Below are 16,273 nucleotides of genomic sequence, written 5' to 3' on the forward strand. Positions count from 1 at the left end.
GGAGAAACATCTCATGACCAAGAAGAGCCTTGCCGTTGCCGCTGCAGCCCTGTTTGCCGCTTCCTCCAGCTTTGCCTTTACCCCGGCCGTGGTTTACGACCAGGCCGGCAAGTTTGACAAGAGCTTCAACGAAGCTGCCTACACCGGCGCCGAGCGCTTCAAGAAAGCCACTGGTGTAGCGTACCGCGAAGCCCAGATCGCCAATGAAGCCCAGAAAGAACAGGTGCTGCGTAACCTGGCCCGCAAGAATGTGGATCTGGTCATCGCCGTGGGTTTCTCCTTCACCCAGGCCGTACAGACCGTGGCTGCCGAGTTCCCGAAAGTGAAATTCGCCATCGTGGATGACGTGGCCAAGGGCGACAACGTGCAGTCCGTGCTGTTCAAGGAACAGGAAGGCTCTTACCTGGTCGGCATGGCTGCCACCCTGGCGTCGAAGAGCAAGAAAGTCGGCTTCATCGGTGGCATGGACGTGCCGCTGATTCGTGCCTTCGGTTGTGGTTACGCCCAAGGTGCCAAGGCCGCCGACCCGAAAGTGGAAGTGGTCTCCAATATGACCGGCACCACCCCGCAAGCCTTCAATGACCCGGCCCGCGGTGGCGAGCTGGCTCGCAGCCAGTTTGACCGTGGTGTAGACGTGGTCTTCCACGCTGCTGGCGGTACTGGCATGGGCGTGCTGCAGGCTGCCAAAGACAAGGCCAAGCTGGGCATCGGTGTCGACTCCAACCAGAACCACCTGTTCCCGGGCTTCGTGCTGACCTCCATGCTGAAACGCGTGGATAACGCTGTATACCAGCTGATGCTGGACGGCCAGAAAGGCTCCTGGAAGCCGGGCGTAGTAACCATGGGTCTGAAAGAAGGCGGTGTGGATTGGGCGCTGGATGCGAACAACCGCAAACTGATCTCCAAAGACATGGAAACCAAGATCAGTCAGGCCAAGAAAGACATCATCGCCGGCAAGATCAAGGTGGTGGACTACCGCGCTGCCAACAGCTGCCCGGTAAAATAAGGCTGTAAGCGTCTGATTATTCAGACGTTGCGTGCGGCAAGCAGTTCATTCTGCTTGCCGCACTTTATTGTGCCTGCCGCAGCGGTATAGTAGGCATGCCGACGTGTTGAGGGCATGCGTTGCGGTGATGGCGTGATTCTCCGTGCCGGAGAGTCGGTTTGCCGGAAGGGTTGACCTGAGCCGGCGCAGGGGGAGAAGGCGGCAAGCGTGCCGTCTTCGGCGATTTCAAACGGTTTCATGCCGCCTGGTGCTGCGTTGCGATGCGACGTGCGGCGGGCGGCTGAAGCGGCATTTTTAACCGAGAGCGAATACATCATGGCCGAATTAGCCATCGAGCTCATTGGCGTCAATAAACACTTCGGTGAAGTGCACGCCAATAAGAACATTACTTTCGGCGTGCGCAAGGGTACGGTCCACGGCATCATCGGCGAGAACGGGGCAGGCAAGTCCACGCTGATGAGCATCATTTACGGCTATTACCAAGCGGACTCCGGCACCATCAAGATTAACGGCAAAGCGGAGCGCATCCGTTCCTCGCAGGCCGCCATCGGCCTGGGGATCGGCATGGTGCACCAGCACTTCATGCTGGTAGATCCGTTTACCGTGCTGGAAAACATCGTGCTGGGTGCCGAGGCCGGCATCAAGCTGGACAGCAGCCTGACCGCTGCCCGCGCGCACCTGGAAAAACTGAATCGCGACTACGGCCTGCAAGTCGACCCGGACGCGGTAGTGGGTGAGCTAGGGGTGGGCACCCAGCAGCGTGTCGAAATCCTGAAAACGCTGTATCGCGGTGCTGACGTGCTGATCCTGGACGAGCCGACTGCCGTCTTGACACCGCAGGAAGCCGACGACCTGTTCCGCATCCTGCGTCTGCTGCGCGAGCAGGGCAAAACTGTGATCCTGATCACCCACAAGCTGCGCGAAGTGATGGACATCACCGACGACGTTACCGTGATGCGCGGTGGCGAGATCGTGGGCCAGGTGCGTACTGCGGATGTGACCAAGGAAGACCTGGCCGACCTGATGGTTGGCCGCAAGGTGAACCTGCAGCTGGACAAGGCTCCGCCCAAGCTGGGCGACACCGTGCTGTCGGTGTCCGGCCTCAACCTGGTGGACGAACGCGGCGTGGCCCTGCTGAAGGATATCGGCTTTGAACTGCGTGCCGGCGAGATCGTCGGCATTGCCGGCGTGTCTGGTAACGGCCAGTCCGAACTGCTGGAAGTGCTGTCCGGCATGCGTGAAGCGACGTCCGGCTCGGTACGCTTCAAGGGGCAAGAGCTCACCACGCTGAAAAGCGCCGAGCCCAAAGCGGCGGTGTACCGCAAGCTGGGTATTGCCCACATTCCGGAAGACCGTTCGCGCGAAGGCATGGTGAAGGATTTCATGACCTTCGAAAACGCCATTCTCGGCTACCACAACGACAAGAGCATTGCCGGCCGCTTCCTGTTCAAGCGCCAGGCCATCATCGAGCGTTGCCGTCGTTTCATTGAAGAGTTCGACGTGCGCCCGGCGCTGACGCATCGCCGTATCGGCCTGTTCTCGGGCGGTAACCAGCAGAAGGTGATCCTGGCCCGTGAAATCCAGGCCAATCCGGACCTGCTGCTGATCGGCCAGCCCACGCGTGGTGTGGACATTGGCGCCATCGAGTTCATTCACAAGCGGCTGATGCAGCTGCGGGATGAAGGCAAGGCGCTGCTGCTGGTGTCGGTGGAGCTGGACGAGATCATGGCATTGAGCGACCGCATCATCGTGATGAATGCGGGCGCCATTTCTGGCGAGTTGCCGGCGGCTGAGGCCACGGCTACGTCGCTGGGTTTGTTGATGGGGGGACATAAATGAGTCAGCCAGCCAATATGCCGCGCTGGGCCAGCCTGTGGCTGATGCCGCTGCTGAACCTGTTTGCGGCACTGTTCGTATCGGGCCTGGTGATTGCGCTGATCGGCGAAGACCCGATCGAGTGCCTGAAACTGATGATAAACGGGGCGTTCGGTTACCCGGAAGGTATCGGCTACACGCTGTTCTACACCACCAGCTTCATTTTTACCGGTCTGGCGGTAGCGGCAGCGTTTCATGCCGGCCTGTTCAATATTGGTGGTGAAGGTCAGATGTACCTGGCCGGCCTGGGGGTTACCCTGGTGTGCCTGCAGTTTGATTACCTGCCGGCGTACGTGGTGATTCCGCTGGCCATGTTGGCCGCCATCGTGTTCGGTGGTGCCTGGGCGTTGGTGCCGGGCTACTTGCAAGCGAAGCGTGGCAGCCACATCGTGGTGACCACCATCATGTTCAACTTCATCGCCAGCGCGCTGATGACCTGGCTGCTGGTGGACAAGCTGCGGATGGAAGACTCGCAAACGCCGGCAACCCGCGAGTTTGCCCAGCAAGCCTGGGTGCCGATGCTGCACGAGTTGTTTGCCCCGCTGGGCTTTGAGTTGCCGAATACCCCGCTGAACGCCAGCTTCTTCCTGGCGCTGATCGCGCTGGTGCTGTTCTACCTGGTGGTGTGGCATAGCCCGAAAGGCTTTGTTACCCGTACCGTGGGCCTGAACGAGAAAGCTGCCCGCTACGCCGGCATTCCGGTAGACAAGGTGATCATCGCCGTGATGTGCGTGTCTGGCGCGCTGGCGGGCCTGGCGGCCATCAACGAGCTGCTGGGTTCCACCCACCGCATGAACATGGGCTTCACCAACGGTATCGGCTTTGTCGGTATCGCGGTGGCGCTGATGGGGCGTAACCATCCGGTGGGCATTCTGCTGTCGGCCTTGCTGTTCGGTGCACTGACCCAGGGTGGCCTCGACCTGTCGTTCGAGAAGCCGGCCATCACGCGCGAGATGATCATCTTTACCCAGGGTCTGATCATCCTGTTCTGCGGCGCGCTGGAAAACCTGTTCCAGACCCCGCTGTCGGCTGCGTTCAAGCGCATCATGAGCAATAAGTAAGGAGCACGCCATGGACATGATTTTCAGTGTGCTGGATGCCACCCTGCGCGTGAGTACCCCGCTGGTACTGGCGGCGCTGGCTGGCCTGTTTTCGGAGCGCTCCGGCGTAGTTGACCTGGCGCTGGAAGGCAAGATGTTGGCCGCCGCGTTTGCGGCTGCCTGTGTGGCTTACCTGGCGCAGTCGCCGTGGGCCGGTCTGGCTGCCGGCATGGCAGCCGGCGTGATGGTGGCGCTGCTACACGGCGTGGTTTCCATTACCTATAACGGTAACCAGCTGATTTCCGGCGTGGCCATCAACATGATGGTCTCCGGCGTAACGCCGGTGCTGGCGCTGGCCTGGTTCCAGCAAGGTGGCCGTACTCCGACGTTGTCGGATGAGGCGCGTTTCACGGCGGTGGATTTGCCGTTTGCCGATACCATCGCGCATAGCCCGGTACTGAAGACCTTCTTCGGTCACAATATCCTGGTCTACATCGCGCTGGCCGTGATCTTCGTGGTGAGCTGGGTGGTGTACAAGAGCCGTTTCGGCCTGCGCCTGCGTGCGGTGGGTGAAAACCCGCATGCGGCAGATGCGGCCGGTATCAGCGTGAAGGGCGTGCGTTTCATCGCCCAGGCCATCGGCGGCTCGCTGTGCGGTATTGCCGGTGCCTACCTGGTGCTGGCGCAGACCGGTGCCTTTATCCAGGACATGACCGCCGGTAAAGGCTACCTGGCGCTGGCGGCGTTGATCTTTGGCAAGTGGCGGCCGTGGACTGCGGTGCTGGGTTGCCTGATCTTTGCCTTTACCGACGCCATCCAGATCCGTTTGCAGGGTACCGAGTTGCCGCTGGTGGGCAGTATTCCCGATGCCTTCATTCAGGCGCTGCCGTACGTGCTGACCGTGGTGCTGCTGGCCGGCTTCATGGGCAAGGCCGTGGCCCCGAAAGCGATCGGCGTGCCGTTCGTGAAATCGCGTTAAGTTGGCCGCAGGCCGCGAATGCAAAACCCCTGCCGTATGGCAGGGGTTTTTCTTTGTGGCGGGGTGGCAATGGCGACATCGCCTTACTGCTTGTCTTTGTCGTCGAGTTTGGCGCGCGGGTGGGCGGTGTCGTACACCTTGGCCAGGTGCTGGAAGTCCAGGCTGGTGTAGATCTGGGTAGTGGCCAGGTTGGCGTGGCCCAGTAGCTCTTGCACCGCCCGCAGGTCGCCGGACGATTGCAGCATGTGGCTGGCAAACGAGTGGCGCAGCATGTGCGGGTGCACGTGCTGTTCGCTGCCGCTATGCAGTGCCCAGCGGCCCAGGCGGCGCGCCAGCTGCCGGCTGCTGATGCGGGTGCCTTTTTGCGACACGAACAGCGCGGCTTCACCTTCCGCCGCCTGGCGTAGTGGTAGCCAGCGCCGCAGCGCTTCGATGGCTTGGCGGCCAACCGGCAATATGCGCTCGCGGTTACCCTTGCCGTGTACTTTCAGCAGCGCTTCTTGCAGGTCGATATCGGCCACGTTCAGCGAGACGGTTTCCGAGAGCCGCAGGCCGGACGAGTACATCAGCTCGAAGATGGCCGCGTCGCGTAGCTCGTGCGCGTCTTCGGCGGGGGCGTCCAGCAGCTGCATGGCGCTATCCACGCTCAGGGTCTTGGGCAGGCGCTGGCCGGCGCGGGGGGCGCGCACGCCGGCGCACGGGTTAGCTTGCAGCCATTCGCGGCGGATCATCCATTCGAACAGGCTGCGCCAGGTGGACAGCATGCGCGCCAGCGTGCGCGGCGACAGCCCTTCGCGGCGCAGTACGCCCAGTGCGCGCTGGATGGCAGGGCCGTCGGTGTCTTGCGGCGGAGTGCTGCCCAGCAGGCCGGCCAGCCGGGTGAGGTCGCGACGGTAGGCGATGCGGGTGTGCTCGCTGCGTGCGGCCAACCTGAGCTGGTCGTCGTAGGCGTCGATCAGGGCTTGCCAGTGCGCGTCCATCAGCCGCGACGCATCCGGGCCATCTGCATCAGGCGCTCGAACAGGTGGACGTCCTGCTCGTTCTTCAGCAGCGCGCCGGCCAGCGGCGGCGGGCTGTTGCTGTCGCGCTGCTGGCGCAGCTGTGCTTCGCTGATGCTTTCGCTGTCCAGCAGCTTCAGCCAGTCCAGTAGCTCCGAGGTGGTGGGCTTTTTCTTCAGGCCGTTCAGCTCGCGGATGCCGATGAACACCTCCAGCGCTTCGCTGACCAGCTGCTGGCGCAGGTCCGGGTAGTGGACGCGCACGATGGCTTCCAGTGTGTCGTGGTCCGGGAAGCGGATGTAATGGAAGAAGCAGCGGCGCAGGAAGGCGTCCGGCAGCTCTTTTTCGTTATTGGACGTAATGATGATGATGGGGCGATGGCGGGCGCGCACGAATTCCTGGGTTTCGTGCACGAAGAACTCCATCTGGTCCAGCTCGCGCAGCAGGTCGTTCGGGAATTCGATATCGGCCTTGTCGATCTCGTCGATCAGCAAAATGGCCTGCTCGTCGCTGCAGAAGGCCTGCCACAGCTTGCCCTGGCGGATGTAGTTGCGGATGTCGTGGACTTTTTCGTCACCCAGCTGTGAGTCGCGCAAGCGCGAGACAGCGTCGTACTCGTACAGGCCGTGTTGTGCCTTGGTGGTGGATTTGATCGGCCACACGATCAGCTGTTTGTCCAGAGCACGGGCGATCTCTTCGGCCAGCATGGTCTTGCCGGTGCCGGGCTCGCCTTTTACCAGCAGCGGGCGTTGCAGCGTGATGGCGGCGTTGACGGCCATCATCAGGTCGTCGGTGGCGATGTAATGGTCGGTGCCGTTGAAGCGGGTAGTCATGGTTTAGCCTGTGTTGTTTTTGTGCGCAGAAAAGCAAACAGCCGCCTGGCGGCGGCTGCGGTGCGGGCTGGGCCTTAGCTGCGGGCCAGTTCGGCCTGCAGGTCGTCCAGCGTGATGTGCCAGTAGTGCATCATGTGACGCAGCAGCAGCATTTCCGGATCACTGATTGTATTGTCCGATTTGCAAATGTCCAGCGCCAGCGCGCAGCAGATGATGCGCTTGCTGCGTTCGGTGACACCGTCCAGGATGATGTTGGTGCGCTCGGAGGCCAGCAGGTGGATGGTGCCGTCTTCTTCGGCTTCGTCGGATATGTCGTCACAGTATTCCACCAGCACGCGGATGAAGTCTTTGCGGCTGAGGTTCAGCAGTTCGTAGACATGCAGGTTTTCCAGGGTTTCGATTTCGCGCGGGTCCATGTTGCCGTCGGTAATCATGAACATGGCAAGAATGCGGGCGAGGGCTTCCGGGCTGTTTGGCGCGTATTTTTTCATGGCGCGTCTCCTTGTGTTGCTGCGCTGGCCCTGTGCAGAAAGGCAGCAGGCGCGGCAGCGATTTTTCGTTGCTGGTAGTCAAAAAACACCACGCCGGTCTTGATGCGCAGTACTTCCTGTCCGGTATTGCCGCTGTGAGCGGTGTAAACGATGTCGAAACCGTATTTGTTGTGGTCGGCAAGGCCTAGCGACAGGGTTAGGCTGTCGCCGTGAAACACTTCTGCCCGGTAGATTACCGCAGCGTCGCTAACGATAATACCGAAGCCTTCGATATTTAGCTCGGAGTAATCCAGCGATTTCAACCAGCGTACGCGTGCTTCGTGGGCCAGACGCAACGCGGCGTCATTCCCCATATGTTGGCCGTAGTTGATGTCCGCGATGGTGATGTCTACGCTGGTACGGAACAGCACCGTTGGGGGGAGGTCTATCGTCAGGCGTGCCATGCTTTTTCCTTATTCCATTGATGTAATAGTGCGCCTGTGCTTAATCTTTATCAATGCCGCTGCGCTGCGGGCGGCTAGACTGGGCAGTAGACACAGGCAGAACAGGAGGGCGTATGTATCAGCGTATCTATGTACCGGTGGATGATAGTGCGACGTCGGCGCTGGCCTTGGCCGAGGCGTGCAAGCTGGCAAAAGAGGTCGGTGCAACCCTGCGACTGGCCCATGTGGTGGATCTGGCTCAGTTTGGCTGGGGCGGTGCCGAATTTCTGGATGCGGCCGAGTTACAGGGCTCGATCAAGCAGGCGGGCGAGCAGGTGCTGTCGGCCAATGTAGCCAAAGTGGAAGCTGCTGGCGTGGTGGCGGAGGCGAAAATACTGGAAAGCTGGGGTGACCGCATCGCCAGTGTGATCGTTGAGGATGCCAATGACTGGGGGGCTGACCTGATGGTGATGGGCACGCACGGTTTGGGCGGCTTGATGCACCTGCTGATGGGGAGCGTGGCGGAGGGGGTGCTGAAGCAGGCGGATGTGCCGGTGCTACTGCTGCGCAACCCGGGTGACGACTGACGCATGCTGTGCATGAGGTCTGGCTACTGCCGGGTAGCGACGAACGACAAAGCCTGCTTGCTATGCCAGCAGGCTTTGTTTTGCCAGCAGTGAGGCTGCGGATGCCATGACTTGCCTGTCAAACCGTCTTGGTTTGGTGCCGTTCAATGGTGGCAGGCATGAAAAAACCCGGCGCGAGGCCGGGTTTTGCCAGTGCAGTTCAGGCTCAGGCTTCGGCGGTTTCGCCGCTACCTTCAGTCTGGGCATCCAGACGGGCGCGTACAGCCTTGCGCAGGCTCTTGTACAGGTCCGGGTGGGTTTCCTTCAGGTATTCAACGATTTCGAAGTCTTCGCGACGCACTTTGGACAGGTCGATTTGCTCGATGTGAACCAGACGCAGCAGTTCGCGTACCGGTTTCGGCATGTTGCGGCCGCTTTCGTAGCGGCTGCCGCCGGATTGGGTAACACCGATGCGGCTCCAGAATTCCTGCTGGTTCAGGCCCAGTTTGCGGCGGATTTCACGCGGATTCGGGATTTTATCAAACAGTTTCATAGCTTTCCTCGCTTCTGTTCAGTTCGGGATGCCGGCGTATGCCGGGTGACGGTTTCAAGTTTCAAACATTGGAACAAGGTCATAGCCCGGTTCCTTTATGTACTGCTTATGATAGCAGGATTTTCAAGCAGTCAAAAGATAAATGCCGGCTGAATTGTCAATAGATTTTGATCAACGTATTTAGTTCGATCAGAATTTATGAAGCAAGGATGTTTGAAGCGAGGAGGGGGAGGGGTGGCGAGCCTGAACCCCGGCACTTGCACTGAATAGTTGTGGCTGCTTCCTTCCGGACCTGACCAGGTTCACTACCGTACAATGCGGGGGGGCCCGCCATAGAGAAAGCGAATAATACAGGCAGACGTGCCGAATGCCAAGCCCGTTTTGCCGATTTTATGCAGTTGCAACCGCAAATCGATGGTTTGCATGCCTGCAGCAATTGGGTATGCTGCGTTCAGACCACCCCAATAGGAACGATGCGCCATGACCACCCAGTCTGCTACCGAAGCCATCCTGTCCCGTCTGCTGTCCTTTGATACCACCAGCCGTGCGTCCAATCTGGTCCTGATCGAATGGGTGCAAGGCTACCTGGCCGGGTACGGTGTGGCCAGTACGCTCACATTTAATGATGAAGGCAGCAAGGCCAATCTGTATGCCCAGCTGGGAGACCCGGCGCTGCCGGCGGTGGTGCTATCCGGGCACACCGACGTGGTGCCGGTAGATGGCCAGCAGTGGCAGTTTCCGCCATTTGACATGACGCTGCACGACGAGCGCGTGTATGGCCGTGGCAGCGCCGACATGAAGGGCTTCATCGCCTGCGTGCTGGCAGCGGTACCGCGTTGGTTGCAGTTGGCCGCACAGCAGCCGATGGCGCGCAGTATCGGCATTGCGCTGTCGTACGACGAAGAGGTGGGCTGCCTGGGTGTGGGGCGCCTGATCGATGATCTGCTGGCGCGGCAGTTGCCGGTAGCGGGTTGCATCATCGGGGAGCCGACCATGATGCGCCCGGTCATCGCCCATAAGGGCATTGCCCACTACCGTGTGCGCTTGCGAGGCCGCGCCGCGCACTCGTCGCTGACGCCACAAGGCGTCAATGCCATCGAATATGCGGCCAAGCTGATTACCCATATCCGCAAGCTGGCCGATACCGAGCAGTCGTTCGGCGCTCGCCACCCTTTATATGATGTGCCGTTCGCTACCTTGCAGACCGGGCTGATCTCTGGCGGCAATGCGGCCAACATCGTGCCCAAGGATTGCGAGTTCGTGTTCGAGATGCGCTGGCTGCCGGGCGATCGCCACGAGCGTTTTGTCGAGTCGGTGAAAGATTACGCGGCGGTGCTGCTGGCCGAAATGCAGCAAGTGGCGCCGGAAGCCGCGATCAGCTTCGAGCCGCTGGTGAACTGTCCGCCGTTCGAATACACGCGCGATAGTGAAATCACCCGCCACGTCGAGGCCTTGTGCCCCGGTTGCAGCCACGATGCGGTGGCTTACACCACCGAAGCGGGGCGCTTTCACGAGGCCGGCATCCCGTGCGTGGTGTGCGGCCCAGGCTCGATCGAGCAGGCACACCGCCCCGATGAATTCGTGGCCAGATCGCAGCTTGCTGCCTGCGATGCGTGGCTGGATCAGCTGTTTCAGCGCCTGATTCGGGCGTAATTTGCGCTAAAACCCTTTACCTGCAAGGGATCCGGCTTCAAAATCTCGCCTCCCGATAAGGGGCAGAGTACCCGTCAAGGCCACAAGCCATGGCGGGTTTGTTTATTGGTTTTGACGCTGGACCAAAACATGAATAAAGAAACAAGATCCGCAGCCGTGACCACTGCGGGCGCAAGCAGGGATGCCTTCACCAGCAGTTTCGGGGTGTTGGCCGCAACACTGGGCTCGGCGGTAGGCCTGGGCAATATCTGGAAGTTTCCGTATGTGACCGGTGCCAACGGTGGTGCCAGTTTTCTGGTGGTGTACGTGCTGGCTACCCTGCTGGTGGGCCTGCCGGTGATGATTGCCGAGATCATGCTGGGGCGCAAGGCCAAGGCCGACGCAGTCACCACGCTGCGTACCCTGGCACCGGCCGGCCAGCCGTGGTGGCTGATCGGCGCTTTTGGCGTGATTGCTGCCTTCCTGATCATGTCGTTCTATTCCGAGGTGGCGGCGTGGGTGTTTGCCTACGTGTTCAAGGCGCTGCGCGGCGATATTCTATCCAGCGACCCGGCGGTAACTTCGGCCGCTTTTGGCGCGCTGATCAGCGACCCGGTGCAGTCGCTGCTGTGGCAATGGCTGGTGCTGCTGTTGATCGGCGGCATCCTGCTGCTGGGGGTGGCCAAGGGTATCGAGGCGGTCACCAAGAAGCTGATGCCTATTCTTTTCCTGCTGTTGCTGATCATTTGCGCCCGTAGCCTGATGCTGCCGGGGGCGGCAGACGGCCTGGCGTTTCTGTTTACGCCGGACTGGAGCAAGATCAGCGGCGAGGTGGTGCTGGTGGCCATGGGCCTGGCCTTCTTCAAGCTGTCCATCGGTATGGGCACGATGATGACCTACGGCAGTTACTTCCGTGACGATCAGAACATTCCCACGACAACCTTGCGCGTGATGAGTGCTGACCTGTTCGTGTCGATGCTGGCTGGCATCGCCATCTTCCCTGCGGTGTTCAGTTTCGGCTTCAAGCCGGAAGCTGGCCCGTCGCTGTTGTTCATCACCATTCCTGCCGTGTTTGCCAGCATGCCGATGGGCCACCTGTTCATGGTGCTGTTCTTTGTGCTGGCCGCGGTGGCGGCGACTGGCGCCATGCTGTCGATTCTGGAGGTGCCGGTGTCGGTGATGGCGGGCCGTCTGGGCATGTCGCGCAAGAAAGCCACGCTGATCAACCTGCTGTTGCTGGCGCTGATCGGTGCCACCTGCGCGCTGTCCAACAGTGTACTGGCCGATGTGAAGCCGTTCGGCATGACCTTCTTCGACCTGTTCGACTTTATCTCGTCCTACATCCTGATGCCGCTGGGCGGGATTTTCATCTGCCTGTTTGTGGCCTGGGTATGGGGTAAGGACAACATGGCTGCCGCACTCAGCAATGAAGGCTTGCTGTCCAACCACTTGGTGGTGGCGGGTCTGAACGTGTTGCTGAAGTTTGTGACGCCGCTGCTGATCCTGCTGGTGATGCTCAAAGGGCTGGGCGTGCTGTAAGTGCCTGGCAAGGTTGGCCGCAGCCTGCGGCCAACCTTGCTTGCCACGCCGGCTTGTCTTTACAGGCCGGCGCGGCAAGCAACCAACAGGGTAAGGAGTTCACATGGGGATTGTGCGAGTGGTGGCGCAAGGGGCAGCGCAGGAAGATCGCCCCAATCCGCAACGCCTGGTGGAGGGCAATCCGCTGCGCCATACTTGGTCGGCGTACGAAACCAGTAACGAGCAGTGCGCGGCAGGCATCTGGGCATGCGAGCCCGGCGCCTGGCGTATTGCCTTTGCCGCCGACAAGCACGAGTTTTTCGCCATCATCAGCGGCCATGTGCGGCTGACTGACGAGCACGGTCACGCCGAGACGTTCGGCCCTGGCGAAGCGGCGGTCATTCCGGCCGGTTTTCGCGGCGAGTTTCGCGTGCTGGAGGCTGTAAGAAAATACTATGTGATCGTCAGCGGCATCGCCCCTTGATGCTCTGGCTAAGGTTGGCCGTGTTCCGGGTTGTAGCGGTCCGGATCAACTGGTGGCGGCTCAAAGCCGTTGATGTCGCGCGCCGGGCGATTGAGCTGTAGCAATATCAAGCCGTTGAAGGCGCCGAAAACCCAGGCAAACAGGAAGAATACCGAGTAGGCGCTCAGCTCGTCATGGAACAGCTGCTTGCCGTGCAAAGCCAGTTCGTAAGGGTCGAATACCGAAAAGAAGCTGGCGGTGGCAAGCAGGGCGGTGATGAACGACGGCCACAATACCAGGATCAGTCTGCGCATGGTGATTTCCTTGGTGAGAGGGGTGTTGTCACTATAGGCCATTTGTCATGTGCCGGCACAATGCCTGCTACGGCTGTGCAGCCCGTGATGCGGGCCTGGTGTCGACCGTGATGGCCGCTCCATATAAAACAAAAAAAGCCGCGCAGAGCGCGGCTTTTGTCGTCACAAGGCTTATTACTTGACCTTGTTGGCGTACATGAAGTTTTCCATCTTGTTCTCGGCCAGGTTGAACCAGCCGTGCTGCAAGGTGCGGAATTTCTTCCATTCGGTGTAGATCTTCTTGAAGTCCGGGTTGGTGGTGGCTTCTTTCTCGTACAACTCGAAGGCGGCTTTTTGCGCGGCTTTCAGGATGTCGGCCGGGTACTGGTGCAGTTTGGTGCCTTTTTGCAGCAAGCTGACCAGCGCTACCGGGTTCTTGGCGTCGTACTCGGCCTGCATGCTGATGTTGGCTTCGGCAGCAGCAGCTTCGAAAGCGGCTTTGTAGTCGGCCGGCAGCTTGTCCCATTCCTTCTTGGAAACATAGAACGACAGGTTCGGGCCCGGTTCCCAGAAGCCCGGGTAGTAGTAATGCTTGGCTACTTTGTAGAAGCCCAGCTTTTCGTCATCGTACGGGCCTACCCACTCGGTAGCGTCGATGGTGCCTTTTTCCAGTGCCGGGTAGATGTCACCGCCAGCCAGCGTTTGCGGCACGGCGCCTAGGGCGGCCATGATCTCGCCGCCAAAACCCGGGATGCGCATCTTCAGGCCTTTCAGGTCGGCCAGCGATTTCACTTCCTTGCGGAACCAGCCGCCCATCTGGGTGCCGGTGTTACCGCCCGGGAAGTTCACCACGTTGTACTTGGCAAACAGTTCGCGCATCAGCGCCATGCCACCACCAAAGTACAGCCAGGCATTCTGCTGGCGCGAGGTCAGGCCGAACGGCAGGGAGGTGTCGAAAGCAAAAGCCTTGTTCTTGCCGACGTAGTAGTAGCTGGCGGTATGGCCGCACTCTACGGTGCCGTTTTGTACTGCGTCCAGTACCTGGGTGCCCGGCACGATTTCACCGCCCGGAAAGCAGCGGATCTGGAATTTGCCGCCGGTCAGGTCGCTGACGCGCTTGGCCAGCTGCTCGGCAGCGCCGTAAATGGTATCCAGGCTTTTCGGAAAGCTGGATGCCAGGCGCCAGCGTACGGTCGGGCCGTCGGCAGCGATAGCCGGGGCGGCAACAGCGGCGGCAGCTACGCCGGCAGCGCCGGCTTTCTTCAGGAACGAGCGTCTTTCCACAGTGATCTCCTTTGTGTTGTCTTGTGTTACTGCGCTGTGATCAGGCTTTGTTGGTGTGTGCCTGAAATCTATCTATATGCCGGATGTCATGTCCAGCGTCTTGTGATCTGCGGTGGCGGAAACAGGCTTTCCGCCACCGCGGTGTTGCTTATTGGCCGGTCAGCTCCTTCAGCAGGTCGTCCGACTGGTTGGCCGCAGGCGCTGACGCGTCGGCCGCCGAGGCATCCGCTGCCGGAATTTCGGCCGGCAGTTCGGCGGATGGCGTGGCGTTCATCTGCTGCATGATGGCCGCAGCGTCATCGGCGTTGGTTTTCACTTCCTCGTGCAGCGAACCGGTCACCAGTTTGGGGAAGGCAATCAGCAGGCCCACCATCACGATCTGGATCAGTACGTACGGTACCGCTCCCCAGTAGATCTGGGTGCTCTTCACTTCTTTCGGTGCCACGCTACGCAGGTAGAACAGGGCAAAGCCGAACGGCGGGTGCATGAAGGAGGTTTGCATGTTCACGCCCAGGATTACGCCAAACCAGATCAGGTTGATGTCCAGGCTTTGTGCCACCGGTGCCAGCAGCGGTACCAGGATGAAGGCGATCTCGAAGAAGTCGAGGAAGAACGCCAGCAGGAACACCATGATGTTGACGACGATCAGGAAGCCGGTAGCGCCGCCAGGCAGGCTGGTTAGCAGGTGTTCTACCCACTGGTCGCCGTTGACACCCAGGAAGGCAATGCGGAACACGCGGGCACCGATCAGGATGAACACCACGAAAGTGGACAGCTTGACGGTGGAGTCCATCGCCTGTTGCAGCAGCTTCATGTCCAGCCGCTTGTTCATCAGCGCCAGGATGATGGCGCCCACCGCGCCCATGGCGCCGCCTTCGGTCGGGGTGGCAATCCCCAGGAAGATGGTGCCCAGCACCAGGAAGATCAGCAGCAGCGGCGGAATCATCACCAGCACCACGCGCTTGGCCAGTTGCAGGCCGCGCAGGGTGCGGGCTTCCGGCGGCAGTGCCGGCGCCCACTGTGGTTTGAACAGGGTTACCAGGAAGATGAAGATGGCGTAGAACAGGCACAGCAGCAGGCCGGGGGCCATGGCGCCGGCGTACATATCGCCTACCGAGGTACCCAGCTGGTCGGCTAGTACAATCAGTACCAGCGACGGCGGAATGATCTGCGCCAGGGTGCCGGAGGCGGCAATCACACCGGTGGCGATACGGGTATCGTAGCCATAACGCAGCATGATGGGCAGCGAGATGAGGCCCATCGAGATCACCGACGCGGCCACCACGCCGGTAGTGGCGGCCAACAGGGCGCCGACAAAGATCACCGCGTAAGCCAGACCGCCACGTACCGAACCAAACAGCTGGCCAATGGTATCCAGCATGTCTTCGGCCATGCCGGAGCGTTCCAGAATCAGGCCCATGAAGGTGAAGAACGGTATCGCCAGCAGCGTATCGTTACGCATGATGTCGTATACCTGGTTTGGCAGTGCCTGCAGCAGCTCGGGGCGCAGCAGTTCAAAGTGAATGCCGATCCAGCTGAACAACAAACCCACTGCGCCCAGCGCAAAGGCTACCGGGTAGCCGATCAGCAAGAATGCGATCAGCGAGCAGAACATGATGGGAGCAAGCATTTCGAGGCTCATACCGGCTCCTTGTGCACGTCAGTGTTTTTCTCGGACGGGTCGGCAATCAGACCCTGCAGGAAGGCAATGCGCTTGATGACCTCGGACAGGCCTTGCGCCAGTAGCAGCGTGAAACCCACCGGAATCAGCAGGAACACCGGCCAGCGGATCAGGCCGCCGGCGTCGGACGACATCTCGCCGGTGGTCCAGGCGTTCATGAACATCGGCCAGCCGTACATGATGATGATCACGCATACCGGCGACAGGAACAGCAGGGTGCCGACAATATCGATGATGGCTTGCCCGCGTTTGGACAATTTGCTGGCCAGCAGGTCGATGCGGATGTGCTCGTTCTTTTGCAGCGTATAGGCTGCGGCCAACAGGAACACGGCCGAGAACAGGTACCACTGGATTTCAAGGAAGGCGTTGGAGCTGACGTCAAAAGCCTTGCGGACGACAGCGTTGCCGGCGCTGATGAGCACGACGACGAGCACGAGCCATGACGCAGCCCGGCCCACGCGTGCGTTGATCGCGTCGATCAGACGCGACAAGGCAAGCAGTGAATGCACTGGTTTTCTCCTGTGTAGTGTTTGCAGCTGGTGCTGCTTTTTGGCTGGCCTTCTGTTGAGGCCGTTGCCGGTAACCGGTTGCTGCTATCAAAGCACAGGCCATCAGCCTTGCAAAGTACAGATGGATAGG

The 16,273-nt window shown here is 60.3% G+C and carries 18 protein-coding genes and 1 other RNA gene; 8 read left to right on the top strand and 11 right to left on the bottom strand.

The genetic code is table 11. From position 1 onward, the window contains the following. Nucleotides 1-13: 13 nt before the first annotated feature. On the top strand, nt 14-1,006 hold the full coding sequence (locus FLQ03_RS18160; protein ID WP_144371612.1) for a BMP family lipoprotein: 993 nt from the start codon (nt 14-16) through the stop codon (nt 1,004-1,006). Nucleotides 1,007-1,026: 20 nt separating this feature from the next. Here FLQ03_RS18160 and FLQ03_RS18165 read toward each other — a convergent pair whose 3' ends face one another. Next, the gene (locus FLQ03_RS18165) at nt 1,027-1,323 is read right to left on the bottom strand and encodes a hypothetical protein (protein WP_144371613.1); all 297 of its coding nucleotides are present in this window, start codon (nt 1,321-1,323) and stop codon (nt 1,027-1,029) included. Here FLQ03_RS18165 and FLQ03_RS18170 point away from each other — a divergent pair. Genes FLQ03_RS18170 through FLQ03_RS18180 form a run of 3 tightly spaced genes read left to right on the top strand, consistent with a single transcriptional unit; the run spans nt 1,322 to nt 4,900 of the window. Next, complete coding sequence (locus FLQ03_RS18170; RefSeq protein WP_144371614.1) at nt 1,322-2,845, top strand: ABC transporter ATP-binding protein; 1,524 nt, start codon at nt 1,322-1,324, stop codon at nt 2,843-2,845. The genes FLQ03_RS18165 and FLQ03_RS18170 overlap by 2 nt on opposite strands. After that, on the top strand, nt 2,842-3,942 hold the full coding sequence (locus tag FLQ03_RS18175) for an ABC transporter permease (RefSeq protein WP_206211039.1): 1,101 nt from the start codon (nt 2,842-2,844) through the stop codon (nt 3,940-3,942). Before FLQ03_RS18170 ends, FLQ03_RS18175 begins: the two co-directional genes overlap by 4 nt. Nucleotides 3,943-3,952: 10 nt before the next feature. Further along, nucleotides 3,953-4,900, top strand: coding sequence for an ABC transporter permease (locus FLQ03_RS18180; protein WP_144371615.1), 948 nt, complete (start codon nt 3,953-3,955; stop codon nt 4,898-4,900). 83 nt (nt 4,901-4,983) lie between these two features. Here FLQ03_RS18180 and FLQ03_RS18185 read toward each other — a convergent pair whose 3' ends face one another. The 4 genes from FLQ03_RS18185 to FLQ03_RS18200 all read right to left on the bottom strand — a co-directional run bounded on the left by FLQ03_RS18185 (nt 4,984) and on the right by FLQ03_RS18200 (nt 7,665). Beyond that, entirely contained in the window at nt 4,984-5,880 is an 897-nt protein-coding gene (locus tag FLQ03_RS18185) for a tyrosine recombinase XerC (RefSeq protein ID WP_144371616.1), read from the bottom strand. Then, complete coding sequence (locus tag FLQ03_RS18190; RefSeq protein ID WP_144371617.1) at nt 5,880-6,731, bottom strand: AAA family ATPase; 852 nt, start codon at nt 6,729-6,731, stop codon at nt 5,880-5,882. The genes FLQ03_RS18185 and FLQ03_RS18190 overlap by 1 nt, the downstream gene beginning before the upstream one ends. Nucleotides 6,732-6,805: 74 nt before the next feature. Then, nucleotides 6,806-7,222 carry a hypothetical protein gene (locus tag FLQ03_RS18195; protein ID WP_144371618.1) on the bottom strand — a complete coding sequence of 139 codons (417 nt, stop codon included), beginning with the start codon at nt 7,220-7,222 and terminating at the stop codon, nt 6,806-6,808. Then, complete coding sequence (locus FLQ03_RS18200; RefSeq protein ID WP_144371619.1) at nt 7,219-7,665, bottom strand: thioesterase family protein; 447 nt, start codon at nt 7,663-7,665, stop codon at nt 7,219-7,221. Before FLQ03_RS18200 ends, FLQ03_RS18195 begins: the two co-directional genes overlap by 4 nt. A 113-nt stretch (nt 7,666-7,778) precedes the next feature. Between FLQ03_RS18200 and FLQ03_RS18205 the strand changes: the two genes are divergently transcribed. Next, complete coding sequence (locus tag FLQ03_RS18205) at nt 7,779-8,231, top strand: universal stress protein (RefSeq protein WP_144371620.1); 453 nt, start codon at nt 7,779-7,781, stop codon at nt 8,229-8,231. A 205-nt stretch (nt 8,232-8,436) separates the two neighbouring features. On the opposite strand, the gene FLQ03_RS18210 is transcribed toward FLQ03_RS18205, so the two are convergent. Then, nucleotides 8,437-8,763: a helix-turn-helix domain-containing protein gene (locus tag FLQ03_RS18210; protein ID WP_144371621.1), complete on the bottom strand. Its 327-nt coding sequence runs from the start codon at nt 8,761-8,763 to the stop codon at nt 8,437-8,439. 233 nt (nt 8,764-8,996) lie between these two features. Next, nucleotides 8,997-9,095, bottom strand: an RNA gene (gene ffs, locus FLQ03_RS18215) — signal recognition particle sRNA small type. A gap of 148 nt (nt 9,096-9,243) precedes the next feature. Here ffs and argE point away from each other — a divergent pair. The 3 genes from argE (at nt 9,244) to FLQ03_RS18230 (ending at nt 12,397) form a co-directional block, all read left to right on the top strand. Then, nucleotides 9,244-10,416 carry an acetylornithine deacetylase gene (gene argE / locus FLQ03_RS18220; protein ID WP_144371622.1) on the top strand — a complete coding sequence of 391 codons (1,173 nt, stop codon included), beginning with the start codon at nt 9,244-9,246 and terminating at the stop codon, nt 10,414-10,416. Between the two features lie 156 nt (nt 10,417-10,572). Next, nucleotides 10,573-11,934, top strand: a complete 1,362-nt coding sequence (locus FLQ03_RS18225) for a sodium-dependent transporter (protein ID WP_240802314.1) — start codon at nt 10,573-10,575, stop codon at nt 11,932-11,934. A 103-nt stretch (nt 11,935-12,037) separates the two neighbouring features. After that, nucleotides 12,038-12,397 (top strand): cupin domain-containing protein, encoded by a 360-nt coding sequence (locus FLQ03_RS18230; RefSeq protein WP_144371624.1) that lies wholly within the window; start codon nt 12,038-12,040, stop codon nt 12,395-12,397. Between the two features lie 8 nt (nt 12,398-12,405). Here FLQ03_RS18230 and FLQ03_RS18235 read toward each other — a convergent pair whose 3' ends face one another. From FLQ03_RS18235 to FLQ03_RS18250, 4 genes are all read right to left on the bottom strand, one after another. After that, nucleotides 12,406-12,690 carry a hypothetical protein gene (locus tag FLQ03_RS18235; RefSeq protein WP_144371625.1) on the bottom strand — a complete coding sequence of 95 codons (285 nt, stop codon included), beginning with the start codon at nt 12,688-12,690 and terminating at the stop codon, nt 12,406-12,408. 174 nt (nt 12,691-12,864) lie between these two features. Beyond that, nucleotides 12,865-13,953 (bottom strand): TRAP transporter substrate-binding protein, encoded by a 1,089-nt coding sequence (locus FLQ03_RS18240; RefSeq protein WP_144371626.1) that lies wholly within the window; start codon nt 13,951-13,953, stop codon nt 12,865-12,867. A gap of 148 nt (nt 13,954-14,101) precedes the next feature. After that, nucleotides 14,102-15,595 (bottom strand): TRAP transporter large permease, encoded by a 1,494-nt coding sequence (locus FLQ03_RS18245; protein WP_144371627.1) that lies wholly within the window; start codon nt 15,593-15,595, stop codon nt 14,102-14,104. Next, nucleotides 15,592-16,143, bottom strand: a complete 552-nt coding sequence (locus FLQ03_RS18250) for a TRAP transporter small permease subunit (protein ID WP_144371628.1) — start codon at nt 16,141-16,143, stop codon at nt 15,592-15,594. Before FLQ03_RS18250 ends, FLQ03_RS18245 begins: the two co-directional genes overlap by 4 nt. Nucleotides 16,144-16,273: the final 130 nt, after the last annotated feature.

The organism is Vogesella urethralis (assembly GCF_007644045.2).
GTDB classification, from domain to species: domain Bacteria; phylum Pseudomonadota; class Gammaproteobacteria; order Burkholderiales; family Chromobacteriaceae; genus Vogesella; species Vogesella urethralis.